Annotated in this window: 23 protein-coding genes; 9 read left to right on the top strand and 14 right to left on the bottom strand. The window is 45.0% G+C overall.

What is annotated here, in order from left to right; genetic code table 11:
- Positions 1-70: 70 nt before the first annotated feature.
- The 8 genes from sucD to sdhC form a co-directional block, all read right to left on the bottom strand.
- Positions 71-943, bottom strand: coding sequence for a succinate--CoA ligase subunit alpha (gene sucD / locus NL644_RS19130; RefSeq protein WP_005382181.1), 873 nt, complete (start codon positions 941-943; stop codon positions 71-73).
- Positions 943-2,109: an ADP-forming succinate--CoA ligase subunit beta gene (gene sucC / locus NL644_RS19135; RefSeq protein WP_005393009.1), complete on the bottom strand. Its 1,167-nt coding sequence runs from the start codon at positions 2,107-2,109 to the stop codon at positions 943-945. The genes sucD and sucC overlap by 1 nt, the downstream gene beginning before the upstream one ends.
- 213 nt (positions 2,110-2,322) lie before the next feature.
- A complete protein-coding gene (odhB, locus tag NL644_RS19140) occupies positions 2,323-3,531 on the bottom strand; it encodes a 2-oxoglutarate dehydrogenase complex dihydrolipoyllysine-residue succinyltransferase (protein WP_005393012.1) in 1,209 nt (402 codons plus the stop codon).
- A gap of 28 nt (positions 3,532-3,559) precedes the next feature.
- Positions 3,560-6,385, bottom strand: coding sequence for a 2-oxoglutarate dehydrogenase E1 component (gene sucA, locus NL644_RS19145; RefSeq protein ID WP_005393014.1), 2,826 nt, complete (start codon positions 6,383-6,385; stop codon positions 3,560-3,562).
- A 170-nt stretch (positions 6,386-6,555) separates the two neighbouring features.
- Positions 6,556-7,266: a succinate dehydrogenase iron-sulfur subunit gene (locus NL644_RS19150; RefSeq protein WP_253658712.1), complete on the bottom strand. Its 711-nt coding sequence runs from the start codon at positions 7,264-7,266 to the stop codon at positions 6,556-6,558.
- A gap of 15 nt (positions 7,267-7,281) precedes the next feature.
- Positions 7,282-9,048 carry a succinate dehydrogenase flavoprotein subunit gene (sdhA, locus tag NL644_RS19155; protein ID WP_005393016.1) on the bottom strand — a complete coding sequence of 589 codons (1,767 nt, stop codon included), beginning with the start codon at positions 9,046-9,048 and terminating at the stop codon, positions 7,282-7,284.
- Positions 9,049-9,393, bottom strand: coding sequence for a succinate dehydrogenase, hydrophobic membrane anchor protein (gene sdhD, locus NL644_RS19160; protein ID WP_005382169.1), 345 nt, complete (start codon positions 9,391-9,393; stop codon positions 9,049-9,051).
- Positions 9,387-9,779 (bottom strand): succinate dehydrogenase cytochrome b556 subunit, encoded by a 393-nt coding sequence (gene sdhC / locus NL644_RS19165; RefSeq protein ID WP_017634811.1) that lies wholly within the window; start codon positions 9,777-9,779, stop codon positions 9,387-9,389. The genes sdhD and sdhC overlap by 7 nt, the downstream gene beginning before the upstream one ends.
- 396 nt (positions 9,780-10,175) lie before the next feature.
- On the opposite strand from sdhC, the gene NL644_RS19170 reads away from it, so the two are divergent.
- A complete protein-coding gene (locus NL644_RS19170; RefSeq protein ID WP_005382163.1) occupies positions 10,176-11,465 on the top strand; it encodes a citrate synthase in 1,290 nt (429 codons plus the stop codon).
- A gap of 92 nt (positions 11,466-11,557) precedes the next feature.
- On the opposite strand, the gene NL644_RS19175 is transcribed toward NL644_RS19170, so the two are convergent.
- Complete coding sequence (locus tag NL644_RS19175; RefSeq protein ID WP_006742708.1) at positions 11,558-12,316, bottom strand: Nif3-like dinuclear metal center hexameric protein; 759 nt, start codon at positions 12,314-12,316, stop codon at positions 11,558-11,560.
- A 232-nt stretch (positions 12,317-12,548) separates the two neighbouring features.
- Between NL644_RS19175 and NL644_RS19180 the strand changes: the two genes are divergently transcribed.
- Complete coding sequence (locus tag NL644_RS19180; RefSeq protein WP_114322599.1) at positions 12,549-13,322, top strand: DUF1853 family protein; 774 nt, start codon at positions 12,549-12,551, stop codon at positions 13,320-13,322.
- A 61-nt stretch (positions 13,323-13,383) separates the two neighbouring features.
- On the opposite strand, the gene pgm is transcribed toward NL644_RS19180, so the two are convergent.
- Both pgm and seqA read right to left on the bottom strand, forming a co-directional pair.
- Positions 13,384-15,030, bottom strand: coding sequence for a phosphoglucomutase (alpha-D-glucose-1,6-bisphosphate-dependent) (pgm, locus tag NL644_RS19185; protein ID WP_114322600.1), 1,647 nt, complete (start codon positions 15,028-15,030; stop codon positions 13,384-13,386).
- A gap of 92 nt (positions 15,031-15,122) precedes the next feature.
- Positions 15,123-15,665, bottom strand: coding sequence for a replication initiation negative regulator SeqA (gene seqA / locus NL644_RS19190; RefSeq protein WP_005393026.1), 543 nt, complete (start codon positions 15,663-15,665; stop codon positions 15,123-15,125).
- Positions 15,666-15,757: 92 nt separating this feature from the next.
- Here seqA and NL644_RS19195 point away from each other — a divergent pair, with 92 nt between their 5' ends.
- From NL644_RS19195 to fldA, 3 genes are all read left to right on the top strand, one after another.
- Positions 15,758-16,525, top strand: coding sequence for an alpha/beta fold hydrolase (locus NL644_RS19195; RefSeq protein WP_114322601.1), 768 nt, complete (start codon positions 15,758-15,760; stop codon positions 16,523-16,525).
- Positions 16,526-16,637: 112 nt separating this feature from the next.
- Positions 16,638-16,859 carry a DUF2788 domain-containing protein gene (locus tag NL644_RS19200; protein ID WP_005393038.1) on the top strand — a complete coding sequence of 74 codons (222 nt, stop codon included), beginning with the start codon at positions 16,638-16,640 and terminating at the stop codon, positions 16,857-16,859.
- Positions 16,860-16,907: 48 nt separating this feature from the next.
- Positions 16,908-17,441 (top strand): flavodoxin FldA, encoded by a 534-nt coding sequence (gene fldA, locus NL644_RS19205; RefSeq protein ID WP_005393040.1) that lies wholly within the window; start codon positions 16,908-16,910, stop codon positions 17,439-17,441.
- 50 nt (positions 17,442-17,491) lie between these two features.
- On the opposite strand, the gene NL644_RS19210 is transcribed toward fldA, so the two are convergent.
- Complete coding sequence (locus NL644_RS19210; protein WP_005393042.1) at positions 17,492-17,995, bottom strand: DUF4442 domain-containing protein; 504 nt, start codon at positions 17,993-17,995, stop codon at positions 17,492-17,494.
- 200 nt (positions 17,996-18,195) lie between these two features.
- Between NL644_RS19210 and fcrX the strand changes: the two genes are divergently transcribed.
- Complete coding sequence (gene fcrX / locus NL644_RS19215; RefSeq protein WP_005382141.1) at positions 18,196-18,645, top strand: ferric iron uptake transcriptional regulator FcrX; 450 nt, start codon at positions 18,196-18,198, stop codon at positions 18,643-18,645.
- Between the two features lie 289 nt (positions 18,646-18,934).
- Here fcrX and glnS read toward each other — a convergent pair whose 3' ends face one another.
- Positions 18,935-20,605 (bottom strand): glutamine--tRNA ligase, encoded by a 1,671-nt coding sequence (glnS, locus tag NL644_RS19220; protein WP_005393044.1) that lies wholly within the window; start codon positions 20,603-20,605, stop codon positions 18,935-18,937.
- 236 nt (positions 20,606-20,841) lie between these two features.
- Positions 20,842-22,413 carry an N-acetylglucosamine-specific PTS transporter subunit IIBC gene (gene nagE, locus NL644_RS19225; protein WP_006742711.1) on the bottom strand — a complete coding sequence of 524 codons (1,572 nt, stop codon included), beginning with the start codon at positions 22,411-22,413 and terminating at the stop codon, positions 20,842-20,844.
- A 489-nt stretch (positions 22,414-22,902) separates the two neighbouring features.
- Here nagE and nagA point away from each other — a divergent pair, with 489 nt between their 5' ends.
- From nagA to NL644_RS19240, 3 genes are all read left to right on the top strand, one after another.
- A complete protein-coding gene (nagA, locus tag NL644_RS19230; protein WP_199803789.1) occupies positions 22,903-24,039 on the top strand; it encodes an N-acetylglucosamine-6-phosphate deacetylase in 1,137 nt (378 codons plus the stop codon).
- A 2-nt stretch (positions 24,040-24,041) separates the two neighbouring features.
- Positions 24,042-25,256, top strand: a complete 1,215-nt coding sequence (locus NL644_RS19235) for an ROK family protein (RefSeq protein ID WP_005393050.1) — start codon at positions 24,042-24,044, stop codon at positions 25,254-25,256.
- An 81-nt stretch (positions 25,257-25,337) separates the two neighbouring features.
- Entirely contained in the window at positions 25,338-26,927 is a 1,590-nt protein-coding gene (locus NL644_RS19240; protein ID WP_114322604.1) for a cation:proton antiporter family protein, read from the top strand.
- Positions 26,928-26,962: the final 35 nt, after the last annotated feature.

Raw genomic sequence — 26,962 nt, forward strand, 5'->3', positions numbered from 1 at the left:
AAGTACCTTGATACAAAAAAGCCTAGCAATAATTGCTAGGCTTTTTTAGCTTTAAGCTTCGAGTTGGAAATTACCAGCCCGTTACTTCACGTAGACCTTGGCCGATCTCTGCTAGAGATTTCACAGTCTTAACGCCCGCCGCTTCTAGTGCAGCAAATTTGTCTTCAGCAGTACCTTTACCGCCAGAGATAATCGCACCAGCGTGGCCCATACGTTTACCAGGAGGAGCAGTTACACCAGCAATGTAGGAAACCACTGGCTTCGTTACGTTTTCTTTAATGTATGCTGCTGCTTCTTCTTCGGCAGTACCACCGATTTCACCGATCATAACAATCGCTTCTGTTTCAGGGTCTTCTTGGAACAGTTTTAGAATATCAATGAAGTTTGAACCTGGGATTGGGTCACCACCGATACCAACACAAGTAGACTGGCCGAAACCTTCGTCTGTTGTTTGCTTAACTGCTTCGTAAGTTAGAGTACCGCTGCGAGATACGATACCTACTTTTCCTTTCTTGTGGATGTGACCAGGCATGATACCGATCTTACACTCGTCAGGAGTGATAACACCCGGACAGTTAGGACCGATCATGCGAACGCCAGTTTCTTCTAGCTTCACTTTCACGTCGATCATATCTGTTGTAGGGATGCCTTCCGTGATTGTTACGATTAGCTCGATGCCCGCATCAATCGCTTCTAGAATTGCATCTTTACAGAAAGGTGCTGGAACGTAGATTACTGTCGCTGTTGCGCCAGTTGCTTCTACTGCTTCGCGAACTGTGTTGAATACAGGTAGACCTAGGTGAGTTTGGCCACCTTTACCTGGAGACACACCACCAACCATCTGAGTGCCGTATGCGATAGCTTGCTCTGAGTGGAAAGTACCTTGACCACCAGTGAAACCCTGACAGATTACTTTAGTGTCTTTGTTAATTAATACAGACATTATTTAGCCTCCGCAGCAGCAACAACTTTCTGAGCAGCATCCGTTAGCGACTCAGCAGCAATGATATCAACATCAGAATTAGCAAGAACTTCGCGACCTAGGTCAGCGTTAGTACCTTCTAGACGAACAACAACAGGTACGCTTACACCTACTTCTTTAACCGCACCGATAATACCTTCTGCGATCATGTCACAACGTACGATACCACCGAAGATGTTAACAAGTACCGCTTTCACGTTGTCATCAGATAGGATGATCTTGAATGCTTCAGCAACACGCTCTTTGGTCGCGCCGCCACCTACATCTAAGAAGTTAGCTGGCTTGCCGCCGTGTAGGTTTACGATATCCATCGTACCCATTGCTAGGCCAGCACCGTTAACCATACAGCCAACGTTACCGTCTAGTGCTACATAGTTCAGTTCCCACTGAGCTGCGTGCGCTTCGCGCTCATCTTCTTGTGAAGGATCGTGCATTTCACGAAGCTTAGGCTGACGGTAAAGAGCGTTTGAGTCGATGTTGATCTTACCATCAAGACATAGCAGGTTGCCTTCACCAGTAACCACAAGCGGGTTGATCTCAAGTAGAGCAAGATCGTACTGGGCGAACATCGTGCCAAGACCCATGAAGATCTTAACGAATTGTTTGATTTGGTCGCCTTCAAGACCAAGTTTGAACGCAAGCTCGCGACCTTGGTAAGCTTGTGGGCCTACTAGTGGATCGATTGCAGCTTTGTGGATAAGCTCCGGCGTTTCTTCCGCAACTTTTTCGATTTCAACACCACCTTCTGTTGAAGCCATGAAAACGATCTTACGGCTTGCACGGTCAACAACCGCACCTAGGTATAATTCGTTTGCAATGTTTGAAGCTTCTTCAACAAGGATTTTTGTAACTGGCTGACCGTTAGCGTCAGTTTGGTAAGTCACTAGGTTTTTACCTAACCACTTTTGTGCAAACTCTTTAACGCCTTCTTTTGTATCGTGCAGCTCTACACCGCCCGCTTTACCACGGCCACCAGCGTGAACCTGACATTTAACTACTTTCTTTTCTGTACTGATACGGCCTGCGGCTTCAAAAGCTTCTTGTGGTGTATCACACGCGTAGCCTTCTGGCACAGGCAAACCGAATTCTGCAAACAGCTGTTTGGCTTGGTATTCATGCAAATTCATTTCGATATTCCGTTTGTTTTTCCCTTAAGGGATTTATTATTTCCATAACGCTGCAGTCTTGGCTGCTTGTACGTCTGTAGGGTCTTCTCAAATCAATCCCTCATCACGAGTCCTCATGGTGTGGGATTCAAATGAAGGCCAGACGTTGAGCCAGTCTAGCCATTGAAATTTTTAACGTCTAGCTACCTACGATAACTAGACGTTTTAGCGATATTAAACGTCTAATAGGAGACGTGCTGGATCTTCTAGCAACTCTTTAATCGTCACTAGGAAGCCAACAGACTCGCGACCATCAATTAGGCGGTGATCGTAAGACAGCGCTAGGTACATCATCGGCAAGATTTCAACTTTGCCATCCACTGCCATCGGACGCTCTTGGATCTTATGCATACCAAGAATCGCTGATTGAGGTGGGTTGATGATTGGTGTAGACATTAGTGAACCGAACACACCACCGTTTGTGATAGTGAAGTTACCGCCCATTAGCTCGTCTACCGTTAGCTTGCCATCACGACCTTTGATAGCCAGTTCTTTGATGCCTTTTTCAACATCAGCGAAACCAAGCTTGTCACAGTCTTTTAGGACAGGTGTAACTAGACCACGTGGCGTTGATACCGCCATGCTAATGTCGAAGTAGTTGTGGTAAACAATGTCATCGCCATCAATCGAAGCATTTACTTCTGGGTAACGCTTAAGCGCTTCTGTTACAGCTTTCACGTAGAAAGACATGAAGCCTAAACGAATACCGTGACGCTCTTCGAACTGATCTTTGTACTGCTTACGAAGGTCCATGATTGGTTTCATGTTCACTTCGTTAAACGTCGTTAGCATTGCAGTGTTGTTCTTCGCCTCTAGCAGACGGTTAGCGACTGTCTTACGCAGGCGAGTCATTGGAACACGTTTTTGGCTACGAGCCGCTGCCGGTACGTCAACCACTGCTGGTGCTTCTTCTTTTGGCGCAGCTTTAGCGTTCGCAAGATGCGCTTCAATATCTTCGCGCGTAATACGACCGCCAACGCCAGTGCCTTTCACTTGGCTCGCTTCTAGGCCATGCTCAGCCAATAAACGGCGTACTGCTGGGCTTAGCGCATCATTGCTTTCTTCGCTAAGCGCAGCTTTATGACGTTTATCAGGAGATGCTTCCGTACCTTCTGTTTTGTCTGCGGTAGGCTCACCTGCAACTGCACCTGGCTTCAATTTAGCAATGATTTGTTTAGAAAGTACTGTCGCACCTTCTTCTTCAACGATAGCTTCCAAAACGCCTGCTTCCGGAGCTGGCACTTCTAGCACGACTTTGTCTGTCTCGATGTCAACCAAAACCTCGTCACGCTCTACTGCGTCGCCTGGTTGTTTGTGCCATGTCGCTACGGTTGCATCAGCAACTGATTCAGGTAAATCTGGAACCAGAATTTCAATTGTCATATCTGTTTCTTCCTTTAACTTCTAGTTCTTAATTCGAAGTTTTTGAGTTCACGTTCAGAGCGTCTTCAACCAACGCTTTTTGTTGTTTCAAGTGCACCGACATGTAGCCAACTGCTGGCGAAGCAGAAGCTGGGCGACCTGCGTATTTAAGATCTGCACCTGCAGGAATAGCGGCACGGAAGTTGTGTTGGCTACAGTACCAAGCACCTTGGTTCTGAGGCTCTTCCTGACACCACACGAAGTCTTCAACGTTAGTGTATTGAGCAATCGCTGCTTGTACTTCTTCCATCGGGAATGGATAAAGCTGCTCGATACGCACGATAGCGACATCGTCTTGCTCGTTGTTACGGCGCTGCTCCAGTAGGTCAAAATAAACCTTACCTGAACAGAACACGACGCGTTTTACTTTGCTTGGGTCTAAATCATCTACTTCTGGAATTGCAGATTGGAATGTACCGTCCGCTAAGTCTTCAATTGTCGAAGTACATAGAGGATGGCGCAGCAAAGATTTTGGCGACATAACAATCAGAGGTCGACGCATTGGGCGTACAACTTGACGACGAATCATGTGGTATACCTGAGCCGGTGTTGAAGGAACTACAACCTGCATATTTTGCTCAGCACACAACTGAAGGTAACGCTCTAGACGTGCAGAGGAGTGCTCAGGGCCTTGACCTTCGTAACCGTGAGGTAGAAGCATTGTGAGACCACACAAGCGTGCCCATTTCTGCTCACCTGACGAGATGAATTGGTCAATCACAACCTGCGCACCGTTGGCAAAGTCACCAAACTGCGCTTCCCAAATAGTCAAACCACCTGGCTCTGCTGTTGCGTAACCGTATTCAAATGCCAATACCGCTTCTTCTGACAGTACTGAGTCAAACACTTGGAATGGACCCTGATTGTCATGAATATTCGCTAATGGAATGTACGTACTTGCATCTGTTTGGTTATGAAGAACCGAGTGACGGTGGAAGAACGTACCACGACCCGAATCCTGACCAGAAAGGCGAATACGCTTACCATCATCAACTAATGTTGCATACGCCAATGTTTCGGCCATACCCCAGTCGATTGCTTTTTCACCGGTCATCATTGCTAGGCGATCGTTGTAAAGCTTATTAACACGGCTTTGCAGTTTATGGCTTTCTGGATACTGACAAAGACGATTACCCAACTCGATAAGACGCGTCTTGTCATATTTTGAATCCCACTCCATATCCCATTCATGCCCTAAGTAAGGGGACCAGTCTACAGAGTGCAACGCCATTGGACGCCATTCTTTAACCACCACTTCACCGCGGTCTAATGCGTCGCGGTACTCATTGACTAACTGAGTCGCTGTCTCGATATCTGATTCGTTTTTATCGATCAGAATATCCGCATACAATTTGCGTGGTGTAGGGTGTTTTTTGATTTTTTGGTACATCAAAGGCTGAGTCGCGTTTGGCTCATCGGCCTCGTTGTGACCATGGCGACGGTAACACACCAAATCAATCACGACATCGCGCTTGAACTCGTTGCGGTAATCCAAAGCAATACGAGTAACAAAAGCAACCGCTTCTGGGTCATCGGCATTCACGTGGAAGATTGGCGCCTGAACCATCTTCGCGATATCTGTACAGTACATCGTTGAACGCGTGTCACGAGGGTTAGACGTCGTAAAGCCAACTTGGTTGTTAATAACGATACGCACCGTACCACCGACTTGGAAACCACGAGCCAGTGACATGTTGAACGTTTCGGCAACCACACCCTGACCAGCGATTGCAGAGTCACCGTGGATAGTGATAGGAAGCACTTTGCTACCTTGATTATCACCCAAGCGATCTTGGCGTGCTCGCACCGACCCCATGACTACTGGGTTGACGATTTCTAGATGCGATGGGTTAAATGCAAGAGCTAAGTGAACATCACCACCTGGGGTAGCAAAGTCGGCAGAGAAACCTTGGTGATATTTCACATCACCCGTGCCCCAAGTTTCGTCGTGTTTACCGGCAAACTCATCGAACAGATCTTGAGGCTTCTTACCAAGCACGTTCACCAGCATGTTCAAACGACCACGGTGAGCCATACCGATAACCACTTCACGCATCCCACTTGTTCCCGCATGACGGATCAACTCTTTCGTCATCGGAATCAGTGCGTCACCACCTTCTAGAGAGAAACGTTTTGCACCTGGGAATTTCGCCCCGAGGTAACGCTCCAAACCTTCAGCGGCTGTTAGCTCTTCTAGGAATGTGCGCTTCTCATCTTTGTTGAATGATGGCTGGCCTACGACAGACTCAAGACGTTGTTGGATCCAACGTTTTTGCTCTGTGTCAGTCATGTGCATGTATTCAGCACCGATGGAACCGCAGTAAGTTTTGTTGAGGGCTTCATAGATGTCTTTCAACTTCATGGTTTCTTGCCCAACAGCAAAAGAACCTACGTTGAAAGTTTCTTCGAAGTCATCTTCGGTAAGATTATGAAAAGCAGGGTCTAACTCCGCCACGGTTGGGCGTTGCCATAGACCTAGTGGGTCTAATTCTGCAGCTTCATGTCCGCGGAAACGGTATGCGTTGATTAGCTGTAGAACTTTTACTTGTTTTGCATCGACATCTGGGTCACTAACTTGGACATTGTAATGCTTTGTTTCTCTAGCGAGTCGACGGAAGTAGTCACGGACACGTGAATGTGGTTGTTCTGCCACTTCTTCTGACGGCTTAGGTAAGCCTTCAAAAACACGTTTCCACTCCTCACTTACCAGATCGGGATCACTTAGATACAGTTCGTAGAGGTCCTCTACATACGTTGCATTGGCGCCAGCCAAGTGTGAAGACTCGAGCCATGCCTTCATCACGCCGTTGTGCATATTTTCCCTTAACCAGTAGTTTTCACGTTTGCTTCGGTCTTTGCCGAGCTATAAGAGCCGACCAGAACTAGTCGGCAATTTTTGTATTCTTTACTCGAAATATTCTTGAAGCAGTGAAGCGGTCATATCGGGTGATCCGCAACACTGCGACATTCCTAAGAGCGAGTAAATTAAACCGAGCGATTAACCAGCATCGACTTAATATGGCCGATGGCTTTCGTCGGATTTAATCCCTTAGGACAAACACTTACACAATTCATGATGCCATGGCAACGAAAAACGCTAAATGCATCATCAAGATCAGACAAACGTTCATCTGTTGCCGTATCGCGGCTATCAATTAGCCAACGGTACGCCGCAAGAAGACCAGCTGGACCGATGAATTTGTCAGGGTTCCACCAGAATGATGGGCAAGACGTTGTACAACATGCACACATGATACATTCGTACAATCCATCTAAATGCGCACGATCATCAGGCGATTGTAGGTTCTCGCGTGATGGTGGTAATGCACCATCATCAATCAAGAATGGTTTAACTTTCGCATAGTTATCATAGAACTGCGTCATGTCAACGATAAGATCGCGCACGACAGGTAACCCTGGCAGTGGACGAATAACTATCTTATTGCCTTGTAGAGCAGATAACGGTGTGATACACGCTAGACCATTTTTACCATTCATGTTCAAACCATCAGAACCACATACCCCTTCACGGCATGAGCGACGGAACGCGATGCTTGGATCTTGCTCTTTTAGCAGAATCAATGCATCAAGCACCATCATGTCTGAGCCTTCGTCTACCTCAAGGGTATACTCTTTCATGTAAGGCTTGGTATCCACATCCGGATTGTAACGGTATAAAGAGAAGTTCAATTTCATAGTCGTATCCTCCCTTTAGTATGTACGTACTTTCGGCGGGAAAGCTTCACGATGCGTTGGCGTCATGTTCACATCACGCTTAGTCATCGCTTCTGTTTCCGGGTTGTAGATAGAGTGGCATAGCCAGTTCTCATCATCACGCTCAGGGAAATCGAAACGAGCATGTGCGCCACGGCTTTCAGTACGGTAGTTCGCCGCTACGGCTGTAGAGAATGCTGTTTCCATCAAGTTGTCTAGCTCTAGACACTCAATACGTTGCGTGTTGAATTCAGAAGACTTGTCCGCTAGATGCGCATCTTTCAGACGTTCGCGAATTACTTTCAACTCTTCTAGACCCGTTGCCATTGCATCGCCTTCACGGAATACTGAGAAGCTGTTTTGCATGCAAGCTTGTAGGTCTTTACGGATTTGAACTGGATCTTCACCGCCAGTACTATTTTCCCAACGCATGGTACGCGCTAGAGATGCTTCAATATCAGATTCAGTTGCAGGGCGTGCCTCAGCTTGCGCTGCGAGCGTTTCGCCAAGGTGCAAGCCTGTCGCGCGACCAAATACGACTAAGTCTAGTAATGAGTTGCCGCCTAGACGGTTTGCTCCGTGTACTGATACAGAAGCAATCTCACCACATGCATATAGACCTTGTACTTCCATCTCGCTGCCGTCAGCCTTTTGCTTGATTGCTTGGCCAGACACTTGAGTCGGTACACCACCCATCATGTAGTGACAGGTTGGAATCACTGGAATTGGCTCTTTCACTGGATCAACGTGCGCGAAAGTACGAGACAGCTCACAGATACCAGGCAGACGTGACTCAAGCACTTCTTTACCAAGGTGATCCAACTTCAGCTTAATGTGTGGACCCCAAGGACCATCACAACCACGGCCTTCACGAATTTCGATCATCATTGAACGTGCAACTACGTCACGACCTGCAAGGTCTTTCGCGTTAGGAGCATAGCGCTCCATGAAGCGTTCGCCATCTTTATTTAGAAGGTAACCACCTTCACCACGACAACCTTCTGTTACAAGAACACCTGCACCAGCGATACCCGTTGGGTGGAACTGCCACATTTCCATGTCTTGCATAGGTACACCCGCACGCAATGCCATACCTACACCGTCACCAGTGTTGATGTGTGCGTTAGTGGTCGACGCGTAAATACGACCTGCACCACCTGTTGCTAGAATCGTTGCTTTTGATTTGAAGTAACAGATCTCGCCTGTTTCCATACAAATCGCAGTACAGCCCATTACGGCGCCGTCTTGGTTTTTCACCAAGTCTAGTGCATACCATTCCGAGAAAATGGTGGTTTTGTGTTTCACATTTTGTTGGTAAAGCGTATGAAGAAGCGCGTGACCTGTACGGTCCGCAGCTGCTGCTGTACGTGCAGCTTGCTCACCACCAAATTCTTTTGACTGACCACCGAATGGACGTTGGTAGATAGTACCGTTATCAAAACGAGAGAATGGAAGGCCCATTTTTTCTAGTTCGATAACGGACTCAGGGCCATTCTTACACATGTATTCAATCGCATTTTGGTCACCGATGTAATCGGAACCTTTAACGGTATCGTACATGTGCCATTGCCAATCGTCTTTGTGCGAGTTACCCAGAGCAACGGTAATACCGCCCTGTGCAGACACAGTATGAGAACGTGTTGGAAATACTTTTGACAACAAAGCACATGATAGGCCTTGTTCTGAAATTTGTAGTGCAGCGCGCATACCTGCACCACCAGCGCCGATTACTACGGCGTCAAACTCACGAACTGGAATAGACACTTACGCACCCCACAGAATAAATAGACCAGAGAAGACATAGCCGAATAGCACGGCAATAACACCAAGTTGCAGTGCGCCACGCAGTTTCGCGCACTTAATGTAATCCGTTAATACCTGCCACAAACCGACCCATGCGTGGATCAGGATCGAAACAAGTGCCAACATGGTGAATACTTTAGTGAAGGTACCACCAAAGAATTGGGTCCAAGATGCGTAAGAGATATCTGAAAATGCACAGAAGCTAATCAGATAAATCGTGTATAGCGTCATAATGATTGCAGTTGCACGAATCAGTAGGAAATCGTGTACACCATTACGACCAAATGAAGATACGTGTTTTACCATACCAAGATCCCCGCCAATAATGATAATACTGCTGTTGCACCAAACGCGACTTTAGCGCTCATCGTGCCAGAATCTAGCTCTTCAAAGTGACCTAGATCCATCAACAAGTGACGGATACCACCTGCAATGTGGTAGGCAAGTGCAGTAAGAATTCCCCACAGGATGAATTTTACGAAGAAGCTATCGACGATGTCAGCGGCTTCCATAAAACCCATTGGGGATGACAGAGAAATGGACAGTAACCACAGTAGTATACCCACCGCAACAAACGTAATTACCCCAGACACACGGTGTAGGATGGATGCGATTGCTGTGATAGGAAAGTGGATGGTCTGTAAATCTAAATTAACAGGTCTTGACTTTCTTTCTTTCACGGGCTTGCTCACTCAGCTCCATTGAGCATTTATTGTTATAACCAATTTCAGCTTCCAAACGTACAAAAGTTAACACCTATTTAACAAATATCGCGAGTAACCACCCAGATAATTGTAAACAACTTGTTAACAATCGGGGTCCAGCAACAAACCTCACTCTTTGTTTCTAGCCCCGAATTTATAAGGATTTAACTAAAATTTTCTTAGCCAATATACGGCGAGCAACATTCTAATACAATTGGTGTAACAAATTATGCTACATAGAACAGATTTTTAACGATTTTCATGAGAAAAATCATAACAAGTGCACACAAAGATGGAGAAAAATTGACTTTAAGCTTTAACAACAGTACAAAAATGGCACATAAACATCCTGGACGGATTAAATAATAAACAAAGGAGATTGTTATGGCGGATAAGAAAGCGACCCTTCATGTTGAAGGTCAAGCGCCAATCGAACTGCCAATTATGGACGGTACGCTAGGTACACCTGTAATTGACGTTCGTAAGCTGGGAGCCAATGGTTACTTTACTTTTGACCCAGGTTTTCTTGCCACTGCATCTTGTGAATCATCAATCACGTACATCGATGGCGGCAAAGGTATTCTTTTGCACCGCGGTTTCCCGATTGATCAATTAGCCAATAACGCAGATTACTTAGAAGTATGTTACATCCTTCTTTATGGTGAAGCCCCTACCCGAGAACAATACGAGCAATTCAAGACAACCGTAACGCGTCATACTATGGTCCACGAGCAAATCGCAAGCTTTTTCCATGGCTTCCGACGTGATGCTCACCCGATGGCAGTAATGTGTGGTGTAGTCGGTGCACTTGCAGCCTTCTACCACGACTCTCTTGACATCAACAACGACGAGCACCGTGAGATCGCGGCGTACCGTCTGCTATCGAAGATGCCGACACTGGCTGCAATGTGTTACAAATACTCTATCGGTCAGCCATTTATCTACCCACGCAACGATTTGAGCTACGCAGAAAACTTCCTACACATGATGTTCGCAAACCCTTGCGAAGAGTATGAAGTAAACCCTGTCGTTGCGCGTGCAATGGATAAAATCTTCACGCTACACGCGGATCACGAACAGAATGCGTCGACGTCAACTGTACGTCTAGCTGGCTCTTCTGGTGCTAACCCATTTGCATGTATTGCCGCTGGTATTGCATCACTTTGGGGACCTGCTCACGGTGGTGCAAACGAAGCGTGCTTGAGAATGCTAGAAGAGATTGGCAGCGTCGATAACATCCCTGAGTATGTAGACCGCGCGAAAGACAAAGATGACCCATTCCGCTTAATGGGCTTTGGTCACCGCGTTTATAAAAACTACGATCCACGTGCGACAGTAATGCGCGAAACGTGTCATGAAGTTCTCAAAGAGCTAAACATTCAAGACCCTCTACTAGATGTAGCAATGGAACTCGAGCGCATTGCGCTTTCTGATGAGTACTTCGTTTCTAAGAAGCTGTACCCGAACGTAGACTTCTACTCAGGTATCATTCTTAAAGCGATTGGTATTCCAGTTTCTATGTTTACGGTTATCTTCGCGATTTCTCGTACCATCGGCTGGATTGCTCACTGGAACGAAATGCACAGCGATCCACTGAACCGCATCGGTCGTCCTCGTCAGCTATACACTGGTGAGACACAGCGTGAGTTTTCTCCACTTCACGAACGTGAATGATCTTTTTAGTTAGAAGATAAACAAACAAAAGGGTTGAGATTTTGTCTCAACCCTTTTTTCTTTTCAGCGTTTCACGTTATGAATAGCGAACACTAAACCGGATTATCAATATCGATAAACTCCACATGTAGGCCATACTCATCCGCTAGCCATTTTCCTAAAGCCTGAACACCATAACGCTCAGTAGCATGATGACCTGCAGCAAAGTAATGAATGTCCATTTCACGAGCGGTATAAGTGGTACGCTCTGAAATTTCTCCAGAGATAAATGCATCCAGCCCGTGTTGTACAGCAAGTTCAATAAAATCCTGCCCTCCACCAGTGCACCAACCGACCGTCTCAATCATCTTATCGGTATTCTCTGGAGCAATATGCAGTGGTTGTCTGTCAAGAACTTGATTGATCTTGCTCGCAAACTCAGCACCAGACATCGGTTTTTTCAAGCGTCCAAACATGGCTACTGATTGAGGATGTCCTTCAAGTCCACCTTCTACTTCGATTTCAAGTAAGCGAGCTAATTCGGCGTTGTTGCCTAGCTCTGGGTGAATATCCAGAGGAAGGTGATAACCATATAAGTTGATATCGTTTTTGATCAGACTACGAATTCGTTTACCTTTCATACCACGAATTGGCTCAGGTTCACCTTTCCAAAAATAACCGTGATGAACGAGTAATGCGTCTGCATTAAGCTCAATCGCTTTATCGATTAAGGCTTGGGAGGCAGTTACGCCAGTGATAATACGCTTTACGGCTGGCGTCCCTTCTACCTGTAACCCGTTTGGTGCGTAATCTTTAATTAACTGCGGTGACAGTTTGTCATTAAGAATCTGTTCTAGCTTTAAGTTATTCATTATTACTTCCAATTTCTAGCGCATGTAAGCCTAAATAACCTCTCGATGAAATCAGACCGAGAGTGTGCAACCTAGTTGATACAACAACGTTTTGACATCTGGCACCTTGATATCATTTAGGTACTTAAAGTGTATCTCGAACCTTAATATCGATGCTAGCCACCCTACCCTCAAAAGCAAATTTAGTTACAATAACAAAGCTTGTCGCCTCACCATACATATAGGGATACGGATGAACCAACTGCAAAGCTTTTACCAATGGATCGCCACTTCACCTCCTCTTTTCAAGTTACGCCCTCCGTTTACAACCTTAGAGGATCTTTCGGTAACGCCTTTAAATAACGCTGAGCAATACAATGGTAATCCAAGATTGGGCTTTTTATATCAGCACTTATGCACTGCAGTTCTCTCTAGTTCAGAACGATATCAGGTTATCGCGGAAGAGGTTCAGTTAAACGACATCGAAGGTAAGACCATTGGTGCTATCGACTTGGTGTTGCGGAATACAGAATCAAATCAAATAGAACACTGGGAAGTGGCGATTAAGTTTTATCTTCTTTATAACGGCGTTTGGTATGGTCCGAATGCTCACGACCAGCTGCATACAAAACTGAATAGAATGCTTACTCATCAGTTGAAAATGAGCGATCGCCCGGAATTTCAAAAAATAATTCCGTTAAACGACGCCCCACAAGAGCATCTATTGATGCAAGGACGACTCTATATTAATCCGTTTACTCCAGAGCCAACTCCTAGCGAGTGCTTGGGTTATGAACTAAATCCAAGTCAGATTAGTGGTTACTGGTGCTACCAGCGCCAATGGGATTTAATCGGTAAGCCACTTTATCATTTACACAAACCATGCTGGGCGATTGGTACGGACGATTTCTCTCAACCCATTGAAAAGCCTTCAGACCGATTTGTACATGCACAAACGGAGGACGGTCAATTCTGGTTTGTGGTACCGGATTCCTGGCCCGGAAACAACTCAGTTCAGGAATCTTAAAACGCAAATGGTTGATGCTTGCACATCAACCCTTTGTTTTCTAAATCGACTATTGAATGGTTTACAGGCCGGCAGCTGCAAACACTTGATTAACGATCTCTTGTGCTTCTGCTTCGATTTGTTTTAGGTGCTCTTCACCTTTGAAGCTTTCACAGTAAATCTTGTAGATGTCCTCTGTGCCTGATGGACGAGCAGCAAACCAGCCGTTTGCCGTCGTTACTTTTAGACCACCGATTGCAGCACCATTACCAGGCGCATGCGTTAGACGAGCAGTGATAGCATCACCCGCTAGAGTTTCAGCCGCGACCATTTCTGGTGACAACTTCTTCAGTACGTCTTTTTGAGGGCCATTCGCTACAGCTTGAATACGGTTGTATTTCGACTCACCGTGTTTCGCCGCTAGCTCTTCATAGTAGTCTTGTGGGTTCTTACCCGTTACCGCAGTGATCTCTGCCGCTAGAAGACATAACAAGATGCCGTCTTTGTCTGTTGACCAAGGCGTACCATCTTTACGAAGAAAAGATGCCCCGGCACTTTCTTCGCCACCGAAGCCGAATTTACCAGTGTACAGACCATCAACAAACCATTTAAAGCCTACTGGTACTTCACATAGCTCACGACCTAGATCCGCAACAACACGGTCAATCAGAGCACTTGATACTAGTGTTTTACCAACAGCTACATCTTTACCCCATGCGTCACGATGGCGGTATAGGTAGTCGATACAAACGGCTAAGAAGTGGTTCGGGTTCATCAAACCTTTTGGCGTAACGATACCGTGACGGTCGTAGTCAGGATCGTTACCAAATGCTAAATCGTATTCGTCTTTCAGTGCCAATAGACCCGCCATTGCGTATGGAGAAGAACAGTCCATACGTACAACGCCGTCTTTATCGAGAGACATGAATTGGAAAGAAGGATCAATCGCTTCACTTACTAGCGTTAGGTCTAGGTTGTATGCCTGACCAATTTGACGCCAGTAATCGATGCCGCTGCCACCCAATGGATCTACACCAATCTTCAGATTTGCTTTTTGGATTGCTTCCATATCGATAACGTTCACCAGATCATCGATATAGGGTTTAACCAAGTCCATCTCCACAAACAGATCCGATGCTTTTGCTTCTGCTAGTGGTAAGCGTTTAACACCTTGTAAACCTTCGGCAATCAGTGCGTTCGCACGATCTTCGATAGCTTGAGTCAACTCAGCTTCTGCTGGACCACCGTGAGTCGGATTGTATTTGATACCGCCGTCTTGTGGTGGGTTATGAGATGGTGTAATCACAATACCGTCTGCTTTTTCATCGTGCTTGATGTTGTAAGTCAGAATTGCGTGCGAGATACCTGGTGTTGGCGTGTAGCCGTTATCCTGCTGTACGATGACTTTTACGCCATTCGCAATCAAAACTTCAATCACGCTAGAAAATGCAGGTTCAGACAAAGCATGCGTGTCTTTACCGACAAACAAAGGACCTGTGGTCCCTTGCTGGGCACGAACTTCTGCAACCGCTTGAGCAATAGCCAAAATGTGGTTTTCGTTAAATGTATGCTTATCAGCGGTACCACGGTGACCTGATGTGCCGAATTGAACCTTGTGATCGGGGTTCTTAGCATCAGGTTGAAGCAAGAAGTAATTGGCAACAAGTGCCGGAATATTATGAAGATCTTCCTGCTGCGCTTTTTGCCCAGCACGAGGGTGCATAGCCATGTTTGACATCCTTTCTTTAAATACAAATAAAATTAAAAAAGCCTCATAATATCCGCTAACTGCGACACATTATGAGGCTTCTATCAGGTTTCTTAGATTGAACCTGTTACTTTTTCTATTAAGTCAGGTTGGTACCCCATGTGTGTCATCACTTGTTCAACCATCTGTCTTTTACGACTGGTATTGTTGTTCGTGATAACCCAAAACGGTGTGCCAGGAATGGCTTTTGGCTTGGTCGTGTTGCCATTTGCCAACAAGGTTTCTTCATTATCTGCAAAGTACACGCGTTTGCGTCCCTTTACATTCGTAGCCTGCGCGAAACCTTCTGGATTTAATTTATGTAAGGTCGATAGTACTAACATAAAGCGATCAATCGCTTTTTTTAGACCGGCAAACTCATCAGAAATAAGCAGCGAACGCATTTCTTTCACTACATCAACAGATTCCGTTTTACCCGCATCTTTACTTACTACAATCCCTTGTGGCTTCTCTACTACAGGCGCGGCTTCAGCTTCCTGCAACTGACCATCAAGGTTTAAAAGGCGTCGCAAAATATCCGAGGCGCTTTCACCGATATGCTTAGTTTGGCTAGCAATGTAACGGTATAGATCCTCATCAACCTCAATTGTTTTCATTCGCTTTTCACATTCTCAATGTTTAAACTCTGGGGGATTATAACGAGATCCTCTCGGATACTCCACGTTAAACCCATCACGAATAAGATAAAATGTCAGCATTACTCAACTATAAGCAGGAAGGCCAAGGCCAAACAGTTGTTTTGATTCACGGATTGTTTGGTAGTTTAAGTAATCTGGGTCTACTAGCCCGCGATCTTATTAAAGATCACACGGTGATCAGTATTGATCTGAGAAATCACGGCCTCTCTTTTCACTCAAACATTCATAATTACGCCGACATGGCAAAAGATGTGGCACAACTCCTACAACACTTAAATGTTGAACCATCTATTATTATTGGGCATTCAATGGGTGGAAAGGTCGCGATGACACTGGTGGACATTGCTCCAGAGCTCGTCAAACAGTTGGTTGTGCTCGACATGGCACCTGTCGCATACACAGCAAACCGTCACGACAATGTGTTTAATGGTTTACACGCCGTAATTAACGAAAAGCCAGCAAGCCGTCAACAAGCGATGGATATCCTAGCTCAACATGTTGAGATCGACGGTGTAAGACAATTTCTCTCTAAGTCACTATACAAAAATGGCGATAAAATGGACTGGCGGTTTAACGTACCGAGCCTTTTTGAGAATTACGCACAAATTATCGGCTGGCAGGAAATTGCCCCAACAGACATACCCACTCTGTTTATTAAAGGTGGTGATTCCGATTACTTAATGCCAGAGCACCAACCTGCGGTGCAAAAACAGTTCAAACAAGCAAAAGCACATATTATCGCTAATACTGGCCACTGGCTTCACGCCGAAAAACCGGCTGAAGTAATGAGAGTCATTCGGAAATACATTTCGAGTTAACAAATTCGAAAAGCAACAATAGATTATTGAAATAACCCTTCTTGTAGTGCATTAACTTTACCGTTTAACAGTGGTATAGTGCGCCCAAGATTTTTCGGCATGAAGGACTAAAATGCTTTACGACTATATGGATATGCTCGAGTCTATTGGGCTCGATCTTCTTTTTGCTGCTATCTTCTTTTTCATCGGGATGGCGATAAAAGATGTGCTAAAGCAAGGCAATGTACCTGTTTTTGGTCGTCGTATTGTGTGGTTAGTCCTTTTCCTAGGCTGTGCTGGCTTTATTGCAAAAGGTGTAATTCAGCTAACTTGGGAAGGCTCAGGGTTAGGTTAAACCCTTAGTACCATCGCCAATAACAAACAATGTAAAGGTATAGACTCTATGGCAAGTGTAGGTATCTTCTTCGGTAGCGACACAGGTAATACTGAAGCCGTTGCAAAGATGATTCAAAAGCAACTAGGTAAGCATCTAGTTCACGTTCAAGACATCGCGAAAAGCAGCAAAGAAGACATTGATAACTTCGATCTTCTTCTTCTAGGTATCCCAACTTGGTACTACGGTGAAGCCCAATGTGATTGGGATGATTTCTTCCCTGAACTTGAGCAAATCGACTTCTCTACTAAGCTAGTGGCTATCTTTGGCTGTGGCGACCAAGAGGACTACGCAGAATACTTCTGTGACGCGATGGGCACAGTACGTGATATCGTTGAGTCTAAAGGCGGCACAATTCTTGGCCATACTTCAACAGAAGGCTACGAATTTGAAGCGTCTAAAGCACTTGTTGAAGGCGACGACAGCCAATTCGTAGGTCTATGTATCGATGAAGACCGTCAACCGGAACTGACTGACGAACGTGTTGAGAACTGGGTTAAACAGATTTACGAAGAAATGTGTTTAGCTGAGCTTGAAGGCTAAATAAATCGAATTATACAAAGACCTCCGATTGGAGGTCTTTTTGTATATTTTCACAAAGCATCGGTGAGCACTTCCTCTTCACGATACTGAGGTTTCTTTCTTACATAAAGCTTGCGTTGAACCTCTGAAACCACGTTCCCCTGTTTATCTTTTACATGGGTAATAAATTCAGGAAAACACTTTTCTCCATTCCGTGTCATTTGATAAATGTTTTCTAGCATCCCTTCAGTGACCTCGAATTCTGCAAATAAATCACTTTGCCCTGGCTTAATAAAGTTAATACTCGCCTCTTTATCCCACACGTAATACTCCTCGCGTAGAATCCCCATCAGCATCAACGAGTAAATGGGATCAGTTAAAGAGAAAATACTGCCACCATACTGAGTACGATTGGCGTTTTTATTCCACCAGCGAAGTTTCAAACGCACCTTCACGGTACGAAAGTCTTCAGAAATATGTAAGATTTTAATACCAGCGCCCCAAAAAGGTGGCCAAATATTGAGTGCGAATTTTACAATTCCTGGTTTGTATATCTTCGCAAGTCGCTTATTCATCGCAGTCCGTGCCCTCTCTAAGCTCAATGTTACAAAACTGTAACTGGTCAGATCTGTAATATAATCGACCTGTTTCTAATTTACAAAAAGATTCTATTAACCCTTTGAAGTTCGTGGTTTAATGTTCTGAGCGCTTATCCTATAATGGTAGGAAGATTGAATTCTGTTAAATCGCTGCAGATGATCCAACGGGAAAGTATATGTCAGATAATAATCAGGCGCTGAAGGATGCGGGTTTAAAAGTAACCCTTCCAAGGCTAAAAATTCTAGAAGTACTTCAGCAGCCAGACTGCCAGCACATCAGTGCTGAAGATTTGTACAAAAAGTTGATTGATCTAGGTGAAGAGATTGGCCTAGCAACTGTTTACCGAGTTCTAAACCAATTCGATGATGCTGGTATTGTAACTCGTCACCACTTTGAAGGTGGTAAGTCAGTCTTCGAATTATCGACTCAACATCACCACGACCATCTAGTGTGCCTAGACTGTGGTGAGGTAATTGAATTTTCTGACGATCTTATTGAAGAACGTCAAAAAGAGATTGCAGCTAAGTACAATGTCACGCTAACAAACCACAGCTTATACTTGTACGGCAAGTGCAGTGATGGTGGTTGTAAAGACAATCCAGATGCACACAAACCAAAAAAATAACGGTTTGTTGATTTAAAATAAACGTCAGCTCATGCTGGCGTTTTTTGTTTCTGAGGGCGATATCTTTCAATAGCTGAATTGCCGTACCAACTTTTGTAAAGCGTCGATTAGACTTACCAATTCAAACCTTAATAAACATCATTGTTTTGCTTCCAAACCGAACATTTATCAAACGTCCCTCGTTCTTAAGCAACTCCCTACACTACCTATAACCGCCGCATTACGATAATGAGAATAAAAAAATGCCAGCATTTGCTGGCATTTTTATCGATTTTTGCATTAATCGAGATTATTGGTTCTCAATTTTTGCCCAAGTATCACGTAGGCCAACCGTGCGGTTGAATACTAGTTTATCTGCTGAAGAATCTTTCGAGTCTGCGCAAAAGTAACCCATACGCTCAAACTGGTAGCCTTTTTCTGCTTCTGCTGACGCTAAGCTAGGCTCTACAAAACCATTGATCACAACTAATGATTCAGGGTTGATTGTAGAAGCAAAGTCTTCTGCTGCACCCGGGTTTGGAACCGTAAATAGACGATCGTACAGACGGATTTCCGCTGGTAATGCTTTATCAGCTGATACCCAATGAATCACACCTTTTACTTTACGGCCATCAGCCGGGTTCTTACCTAGTGTGTCTGCATCGTAAGAACAGAAGATAGTCGTGATGTTGCCTTCGGCATCTTTTTCAACGCGCTCTGCTTTGATCACGTAAGCACCACGTAAGCGAACTTCTTTACCTAGCACTAAACGCTTGTACTTTTTGTTCGCCTCTTCACGGAAGTCTTCACGCTCAATCCACAACTCACGAGTGAATGGTACTTCACGCACACCCATCTCTGGTTTGTTTGGGTGATTAGCGACCGTCAAGTTTTCTACTGCACCTTCTTCAAAGTTTTCGATAACAACTTTAACAGGATCCAACACAGCCATTGCACGCGGAGCGTTCTCGTTTAGGTCATCACGAATACAAGATTCTAGTGAGCTAAACTCGATCATATTTTCTTGCTTCGTTACACCAATACGCTTACAGAACTCACGGATAGATGCTGGCGTGAAGCCTCGACGACGCAGACCTGAGACTGTTGGCATACGTGGGTCATCCCAACCGTTAACCAGTTTTTCAGTGACGAGTTGATTAAGCTTACGCTTAGACATCACTGTGTATTCAAGGTTTAAGCGACTAAACTCGTACTGATGTGGACGGCTTTCGATCGTGATGTTGTCCAGAACCCAGTCGTACAGACGACGGTTATCCATAAACTCAAGCGTACAGATAGAATGCGTAATGCCTTCTAATGCATCAGAGATACAGTGCGTGAAGTCGTACATTGGGTAAATGCACCACTTATCACCAGTTTGGTGGTGCGTAGCAAAACGCACACGGTATAAAACTGGATCGCGCATAACCATGAATGAAGAACCCATGTCAATCTTGGCACGAAGACACGCTTTACCTTCTTCAAATTCACCAGCGCGCATTTTTTCAAATAACGCTAAGTTCTCTTCAACAGAACGGTCACGGTATGGGCTTGGTTTACCTGGCGCCTTTAGCGTGCCACGGTATTCACGAATCTGCTCTGGACTTAGCTCATCTACGTACGCTAAGCCTTTGTTAATCAATTCAATTGCATATTCGTAAAGCTTATCGAAGTAGTTTGATGAGTAACATACTTCACCACTCCACTCAAAGCCCAACCAGTTTACATCTTTCTTGATAGACTCAACGTATTCGATGTCTTCTTTTTCAGGGTTCGTATCGTCGAAACGTAGATTACATTGACCCTGGTAGTCCTGAGCAATACCGAAGTTCAAACAGATAGACTTAGCATGACCGATATGCAGGTAGCCATTTGGCTCCGGCGGGAATCGAGTATGCACGCTAGTGTGTTTACCATCCGCTAGATCTTTATCAATGATCTGGCGAATAAAGTTTGATGGACGAGCATCAGCTTCACTCATCTATAGCACCTCAAAAATATTAGTATTGTCAGAGAAAACGGAACTCTGCATCCAAGTATGGTTTTGCAGAGTACATTGTTTCTAATGATCCACAATTCTAAGCAATTAGACAACAAGAACTCGCGCTAAAACGACAATATTTATCGAGTTAGTGCGAAAGCACAGCAGATTCAAAGTGCCAAAACAAAAAAAGACCTCCCAAGGGAGGTCTTTAGTCAGATATCAGTTCGATGTAATTAAGGCAATTTTACATTCGATAGGTCTTCATTAGCACCGATTGCTTTCATTTCGCCAGCAACGATTTCAGCTAGAGGGCCAAGGATAACTTGAAGGTTGTTTTCACCAAGTTTAACCACACCTTTCGCACCCAGTTTCTTCAGTACTTCCTCATCAGCGACTGAACGATCTTTTAGCGTCAAGCGTAGTCGAGTGATACATGCGTCGATTGAAGTTAGGTTGTCATGACCGCCAAGTGCTTTTAAGTATTGGCGAGCTAGGTCACCACTTTTCTTCTCACCAGCAGGCGCTGCAGCTTCGCTGTCGTCATCTTCACGGCCAGGCGATTTCAAGTTGAATGCGCGGATTGCGAAGCTGAATGTGAAGAAGTATAGAGCACCAAAGCCAAGACCAACTGCACCAAGTAGTAGCGGCTTAGTTGCTAGACCGTAGTTCAACAAGTAGTCAATTAGACCAGCTGAGAATGTGAAGCCGTGTAGCGTACCAAGCATGTTAGCAACAACTAGCGACAGACCAGTGAACACTGCGTGAATCGCGTATAGTGCAGGCGCTAGGAATACGAACATGAACTCTAGAGGCTCTGTGATACCAGTTAGGAATGAACAGAATGCAACAGAGAACAATGCACCACCAACTTGGCTGCGTTTCTCAGCAGGAGCCGCTAGGTACATAGCAAGCGCCGCACCAGGTAGACCGAACATCATTACTGGGAAGAAACCGTTCATGAACACACCAGCGCTCTTATCGCCGCCGAAGAAACGGTGTAGGTCACCAGATTTAACTGTTTCAGTTACTTCCTTCACTGTTGCAGTGATTTCAGGAGTGACAGAGTTAGCGAATTCAAATGTATGAGTTTGACCAGCCACAAGCGTTTTCGCTAGCGCAGGATCCACACACAGTTGTTGTAGAGCAGGAAGCGCTTGACCCGCAGCATTTGCACCAGTTACTAGCACTTCTTGACAAGACCCCATACCAAACCAGAAGAATGAGTTAAGTACGTGGTGTAGACCTACAGGAATAAGGGCTCGGTTCAGTGTACCGTAGATAAACTGACCAATAGCGCCAGAAGTTGAGATGCCATGAGCAAGCGCATCTAGACCACCTTGAATTGTTGGCCATACAATGCCACCAACTGCACCAGCAACTAAAGCGAATAGACCTGCCATAATCGGCACTAAACGTTTACCAGAGAAGAAAGCAAGCCACTCAGGAAGACGTGTAGCATGGAAAGCGTTGTAAGAGTGGCCAGCAATAATACCTGCGATGATACCACCAAAGAACGACATGTTTACTGATGCATCAATTGTTGACGCTGTCGCTGTCAGTACAAAGTACGCAACTGCACCAGCAAGGCCAGCTGCACCTTGACCGTCTTTAGATAGACCGATCGCAATACCAAGGCCAAATAACAATGGAAGGTTAGAAAAGATTGAGTTACCTGCTTGTGCCATAAATGCGATGTCAAAAACATCCGGCTGGCCCAAGCGCAGTAACAAGCCTGCGATTGGCAAAGTCGCAATAGGAAGCATAAGAGCTTTACCTAACTTCTGCGCGTATCCGAGAATATTCACCTTAAGTTCCCCCTATAGGATTAGATGTTATCTTGAATGACTTATTTCAGTCGTCCAATTTAGTCATCCTCAGTTTATGACATTAATTTTGCTCCGCAAATTAAAAGCTCACTGTTTGTGATCATAATCACCACAATTTGCCCTTTCGGAAGGTTTTTGCTAGCGAGATCATAAAACTTATTTTATTATGCGAAAAAATGGCGTTTTAAAGATAATATTCTCGCACTTTATGCAAGGCAGAATCAGTGTTATTTTGGTATCTAGGCGGGTAAATCACTGTAACTTTGCTCTGAAAAAGAATCATAAAAAACCATACAATTATTACTTTTCAGTTAGTTACTATGACAATAACATCGATAAAACGCGACTTGCTGTATGTGACTCGTTATCTAATTCAGTGATACAAACTAAGTACCCATATGACTAAAGCAGTCTCCACTTAGGTAACGATATAGAAATTGAATTCTCATCTATAAGGACTAGCTGACTATGTACGCGCTAAGTAACTGTAAAATTTATACCGGTAGTGATGTTCTTACCGATCATGCGGTCATCATCGAAAACGACCTTATTCAATCTATTGTGCCAGTTGCAGAGCTACCTCAGGGCATCGAAGTGAAAGACCTCGCAGGCTCAAACCTAAGTCCGGGCTTTATCGACCTGCAACTGAATGGCTGTGGCGGTGTAATGCTAAACGATGCAATCACACCGGAAACCATGCAAATCATGCACGAAGCAAACCTCAAGTCCGGCTGTACTAGCTTCTTACCAACGCTCATTACTTCATCAGACGAAGATATGCGAACTGCAATTTCTGCCGCTCGTGAATACCACAACCAATATCAAAACCAATCACTTGGTCTACACCTAGAAGGTCCTTATCTTAACGTCGCGAAAAAAGGTATCCACAACGTCGATTTTATTCGCCCGTCAGATGAAAGCATGATTGATCTTATCTGCGCAAACGCCGATATCATAGCTAAAGTAACGCTTGCACCAGAGCAAAACGATCCAGAGCATATTGCACGATTAAAAGCAGCCGGCATCGTAGTTTCTATTGGTCATACAAATGCGACCTACGCCGAAGCGCGTAAAGGCTTTGAAGCAGGTATTACTTTTGCCACACACCTATTTAACGCGATGACACCAATGGTTGGTCGTGAACCTGGAGTTGTTGGTGCAATTTACGATACGCCTGACGTTTATGCTGGCATTATTGCTGATGGTTTCCACGTAGACTACGCAAACATCCGAATTGCTCATAAAATCAAAGGTGAAAAGCTTGTTTTGGTGACGGATGCCACAGCTCCAGCAGGTGCTAACATTGATCACTTTATTTTTGTCGGTAAGAAAGTATATTACCGAGATGGTAAGTGTGTTGATGAAAACGGCACACTAGGCGGCTCAGCTTTGACAATGATAGAAGCAGTTCAGAATTCAGTTGAGCACGCGGGGATCGCTTTAGACGAAGCTCTACGAATGGCCACGTTATACCCAGCAACTGCAATTGGTGTTGAGGATCGCCTTGGCCGAGTTCGAAAAGGGATGGTTGCAAACCTAACCATTTTCGATCGTGACTTCAAAGTAAAAGCGACGGTTGTTAACGGACAATACGAGCAAAATTAAGCATGAATGGCGGACAGATTGGTAATGTAGATTTAGTAAAACAGCTTAACAGCGCTGCGGTATATAGGCTGATTGATCAGCAAGGTCCTATCTCCCGTATTCAAGTCGCAGATGTGAGCCAGCTCGCACCTGCTAGTGTTACCAAAATAACCCGCCAACTTTTAGAGCGCGGCCTTATTAAAGAGGTCGCCCAGCAAGCTTCAACTGGTGGTCGTCGTGCAATCTCTCTGACCACCGAAGTCAAACCCTTTCACTCTATTGCGGTTCGTTTAGGTCGAGATTACGTACAATTTTGTTTGTACGATTTAGGTGGCACTGCACTTGCGGAAGATCAACACGAACTGCATTACACCAACCAAGCTGACTTGATCGCTGGGCTTATCGATTTACTTAAAGAATTCGTAAACCGTTGCGAAGACAAAATTGATCAGCTCATTGCAATTGGTATTACGCTACCGGGCCTTGTAAACCCAACAACTGGCGTAGTTGAATACATGCCGAATACCGATATCGATAATCTGGCGCTGGGTGAAATTGTTGGAGAGAAGTTTAATACCGCATGCTTTGTTGGGAATGACGTACGTGGCATGGCGTTAGCGGAGCACTACTTTGGGGCAAGCCAAGACTGTCAGGACTCCATTTTAGTTAGCGTTCACCGCGGTACTGGCGCAGGTATTATCGTTAACGGCCAGGTTTTTCTTGGTTTTAACCGCAACGTCGGTGAAATTGGTCATATCCAAATCGATCCGCTTGGTGAACAGTGCCAATGTGGGAACTTTGGTTGCTTAGAAACCGTAGCAGCGAACCCAGCTATTATCCAACGAGTAAAACAACTGATTGCTCAAGGCTATGAGTCAAGCTTGACTGACCTTGAAAACATCACGATTGAAGCAGTGTGTCAGCATGCAATGGATGGTGACGAACTTGCAAAGCAGAGTTTAGTGCGAGTGGGTAACCAGTTAGGTAAAGCGATTGCAATTACCGTTAACTTGTTTAATCCTCAGAAAATTGTCATTGCGGGCGACATTACTGCCGCACAAGACATAGTCTTCCCTGCAATTCAACGTAATGTCGAAAATCAATCTCTCAAAACTTTCCATAACGACCTTCCTATCGTGGCTTCACACATTGATAAGCAGCCAACGATGGGCGCATTTGCGATGATTAAACGCGCAATGCTAAACGGAGTTTTGTTACAAAAGTTACTTGAAGACTAAGTTTATACAACTAATTGAGTTACAATCTCGGGCTGTGTTTTCACAGCCCGTTTTTGTATATCAGGAATACAGCTCAACAGTATGGAAATTATTCTAATTACAACAGCTTTTTTAGCTGGCTTTATTGCGCTTAAATGTAGCCTCCCTCCCCTCGTTGGTTTTCTACTGGCAGGATTTGGTTTGCATGCATTTGGCTATCAAAGCAATGACGTTATCGTCACTCTTGCAGATCTTGGTGTCACTCTTCTTCTATTCACGATCGGACTCAAGCTTGATGTCAAAACGCTACTGTCCAAAGAAATATGGGGAGGAGCGACCGCCCACAACATACTGTCTACCGCTTTTTTTGCACTAGCGCTATCAGGTTTAAAACTACTGGGCTTAACTTCGCTCGCCAGTATGGATAGCGGTCAAATCCTACTTTTAGCGTTTGCACTATCGTTCTCCAGTACCGTTTTTGCCGTAAAAGCATTGCAAGAAAAAGGTGAAATGAACGCCACCTACGGCACACTCGCGATCGGTATCTTGGTTATGCAAGATATTTTTGCCGTGGTATTCCTGACTGCTTCAACCGGAAAAATCCCAGAATGGTATGCCATTGGTTTGTTCGCATTGCCTTTCCTTCGTCCACTATTCTATAAACTGTTAGATAAAGTTGGCCACGGCGAAATGCTGGTGCTGTTCGGTATTTTCTTCGCGCTTGTTGTTGGGGCAGGGCTATTCGAACTGGTCGGAATGAAACCAGACTTGGGCGCGCTGATTTTAGGCATGCTACTCGCTGGCCACCCTAAAGCTTCAGAGCTATCCAAATCGCTATTCAATATGAAGGAGCTGTTCTTAGTCTGCTTCTTTTTAAACATTGGCTTGTCCGCTTCATTGAGCGTCAATGGCGTCGTACTCGCCCTACTATTTATCTTACTGCTGCCAATAAAAGGGCTCTTGTACTTCGTCACGATTAATCACTTTAAGTTTCGAGTACGTACCTCTTTGCTCGCCTCTTTATCGCTGTTCAACTACAGTGAGTTTGGCCTTATAGTAGCAGGGTTGGCCTATAAAATGGGCTGGATGCCAAGCGATATGCTCGCTGCGATTGCGGTTGCGGTGTCCGTGTCCTTTATTATTTCTGCGCCACTTAACCGCCTTAGCCACAAAATTTATCAACACTCCGGCAAGTGGCTGCAAGAGACAGCCGCAGAAAAGCTTAACCAGCGTGACCAACTCATTAACCCTGGGCATGCCCAGGTATTAATCTTAGGCATGGGGCGCATCGGGACTGGGGCCTATGATGAATTACGTGCGCGCTATGGCAAAATTTCACTAGGCATAGAAATTCGTGAAGATGCAGCACATCAGCACCGTTCAGAGGGAAGAAACGTGATCGCTGGCGATGCCACAGACCCAGATTTTTGGGAACGAATTTTAGATACAGGTCATGTCAAACTGGTGCTGCTTGCCATGCCTCATCATCAAGGTAACCAAACCGCACTTGAGCAGCTTAAACGCAGAAAATATAAAGGGCAAATAGCTGCTATCGCCGAGTACCCAGATCAGTTGGAAGGTTTGCTGGAAAGCGGAGTTGACGCCGCATTCAATATATACAGTGAAGCAGGTAGCGGTTTTGCTCGACATGTGTGTAAACAACTCGAACCTCAGTTCACACCAATAAAATAAGCAACCATACTAATATTTTTTAAAAGCCTTTCTAT

It is taken from the genome of Vibrio sp. Y10_XG_PY6 (assembly GCF_024181795.1).
Classification (GTDB): domain Bacteria; phylum Pseudomonadota; class Gammaproteobacteria; order Enterobacterales; family Vibrionaceae; genus Vibrio; species Vibrio diabolicus.

Bases quoted from the DNA above. Each gene is read 5' to 3' on its own strand.
- sdhD (WP_005382169.1), bottom strand. From the start codon at position 9,393: ATGGTAAAACACGTATCTTCATTTGGTCGTAATGGTGTACACGATTTC.
- fldA (WP_005393040.1), top strand. From the start codon at position 16,908: ATGGCAAGTGTAGGTATCTTCTTCGGTAGCGACACAGGTAATACTGAA.
- NL644_RS19180 (WP_114322599.1), top strand. From the start codon at position 12,549: ATGAACCAACTGCAAAGCTTTTACCAATGGATCGCCACTTCACCTCCT.
- NL644_RS19210 (WP_005393042.1), bottom strand. From the start codon at position 17,995: ATGAATAAGCGACTTGCGAAGATATACAAACCAGGAATTGTAAAATTC.
- glnS (WP_005393044.1), bottom strand. From the start codon at position 20,605: ATGAGTGAAGCTGATGCTCGTCCATCAAACTTTATTCGCCAGATCATT.
- NL644_RS19240 (WP_114322604.1), top strand. From the start codon at position 25,338: ATGGAAATTATTCTAATTACAACAGCTTTTTTAGCTGGCTTTATTGCG.
- fcrX (WP_005382141.1), top strand. From the start codon at position 18,196: ATGTCAGATAATAATCAGGCGCTGAAGGATGCGGGTTTAAAAGTAACC.
- sucD (WP_005382181.1), bottom strand. From the start codon at position 943: ATGTCTGTATTAATTAACAAAGACACTAAAGTAATCTGTCAGGGTTTC.
- seqA (WP_005393026.1), bottom strand. From the start codon at position 15,665: ATGAAAACAATTGAGGTTGATGAGGATCTATACCGTTACATTGCTAGC.
- sucC (WP_005393009.1), bottom strand. From the start codon at position 2,109: ATGAATTTGCATGAATACCAAGCCAAACAGCTGTTTGCAGAATTCGGT.
- NL644_RS19195 (WP_114322601.1), top strand. From the start codon at position 15,758: ATGTCAGCATTACTCAACTATAAGCAGGAAGGCCAAGGCCAAACAGTT.
- sucA (WP_005393014.1), bottom strand. From the start codon at position 6,385: ATGCACAACGGCGTGATGAAGGCATGGCTCGAGTCTTCACACTTGGCT.
- pgm (WP_114322600.1), bottom strand. From the start codon at position 15,030: ATGGCTATGCACCCTCGTGCTGGGCAAAAAGCGCAGCAGGAAGATCTT.
- odhB (WP_005393012.1), bottom strand. From the start codon at position 3,531: ATGACAATTGAAATTCTGGTTCCAGATTTACCTGAATCAGTTGCTGAT.
- NL644_RS19175 (WP_006742708.1), bottom strand. From the start codon at position 12,316: ATGAATAACTTAAAGCTAGAACAGATTCTTAATGACAAACTGTCACCG.
- NL644_RS19150 (WP_253658712.1), bottom strand. From the start codon at position 7,266: ATGAAATTGAACTTCTCTTTATACCGTTACAATCCGGATGTGGATACC.
- NL644_RS19200 (WP_005393038.1), top strand. From the start codon at position 16,638: ATGCTTTACGACTATATGGATATGCTCGAGTCTATTGGGCTCGATCTT.
- nagA (WP_199803789.1), top strand. From the start codon at position 22,903: ATGTACGCGCTAAGTAACTGTAAAATTTATACCGGTAGTGATGTTCTT.
- NL644_RS19235 (WP_005393050.1), top strand. From the start codon at position 24,042: ATGAATGGCGGACAGATTGGTAATGTAGATTTAGTAAAACAGCTTAAC.
- NL644_RS19170 (WP_005382163.1), top strand. From the start codon at position 10,176: ATGGCGGATAAGAAAGCGACCCTTCATGTTGAAGGTCAAGCGCCAATC.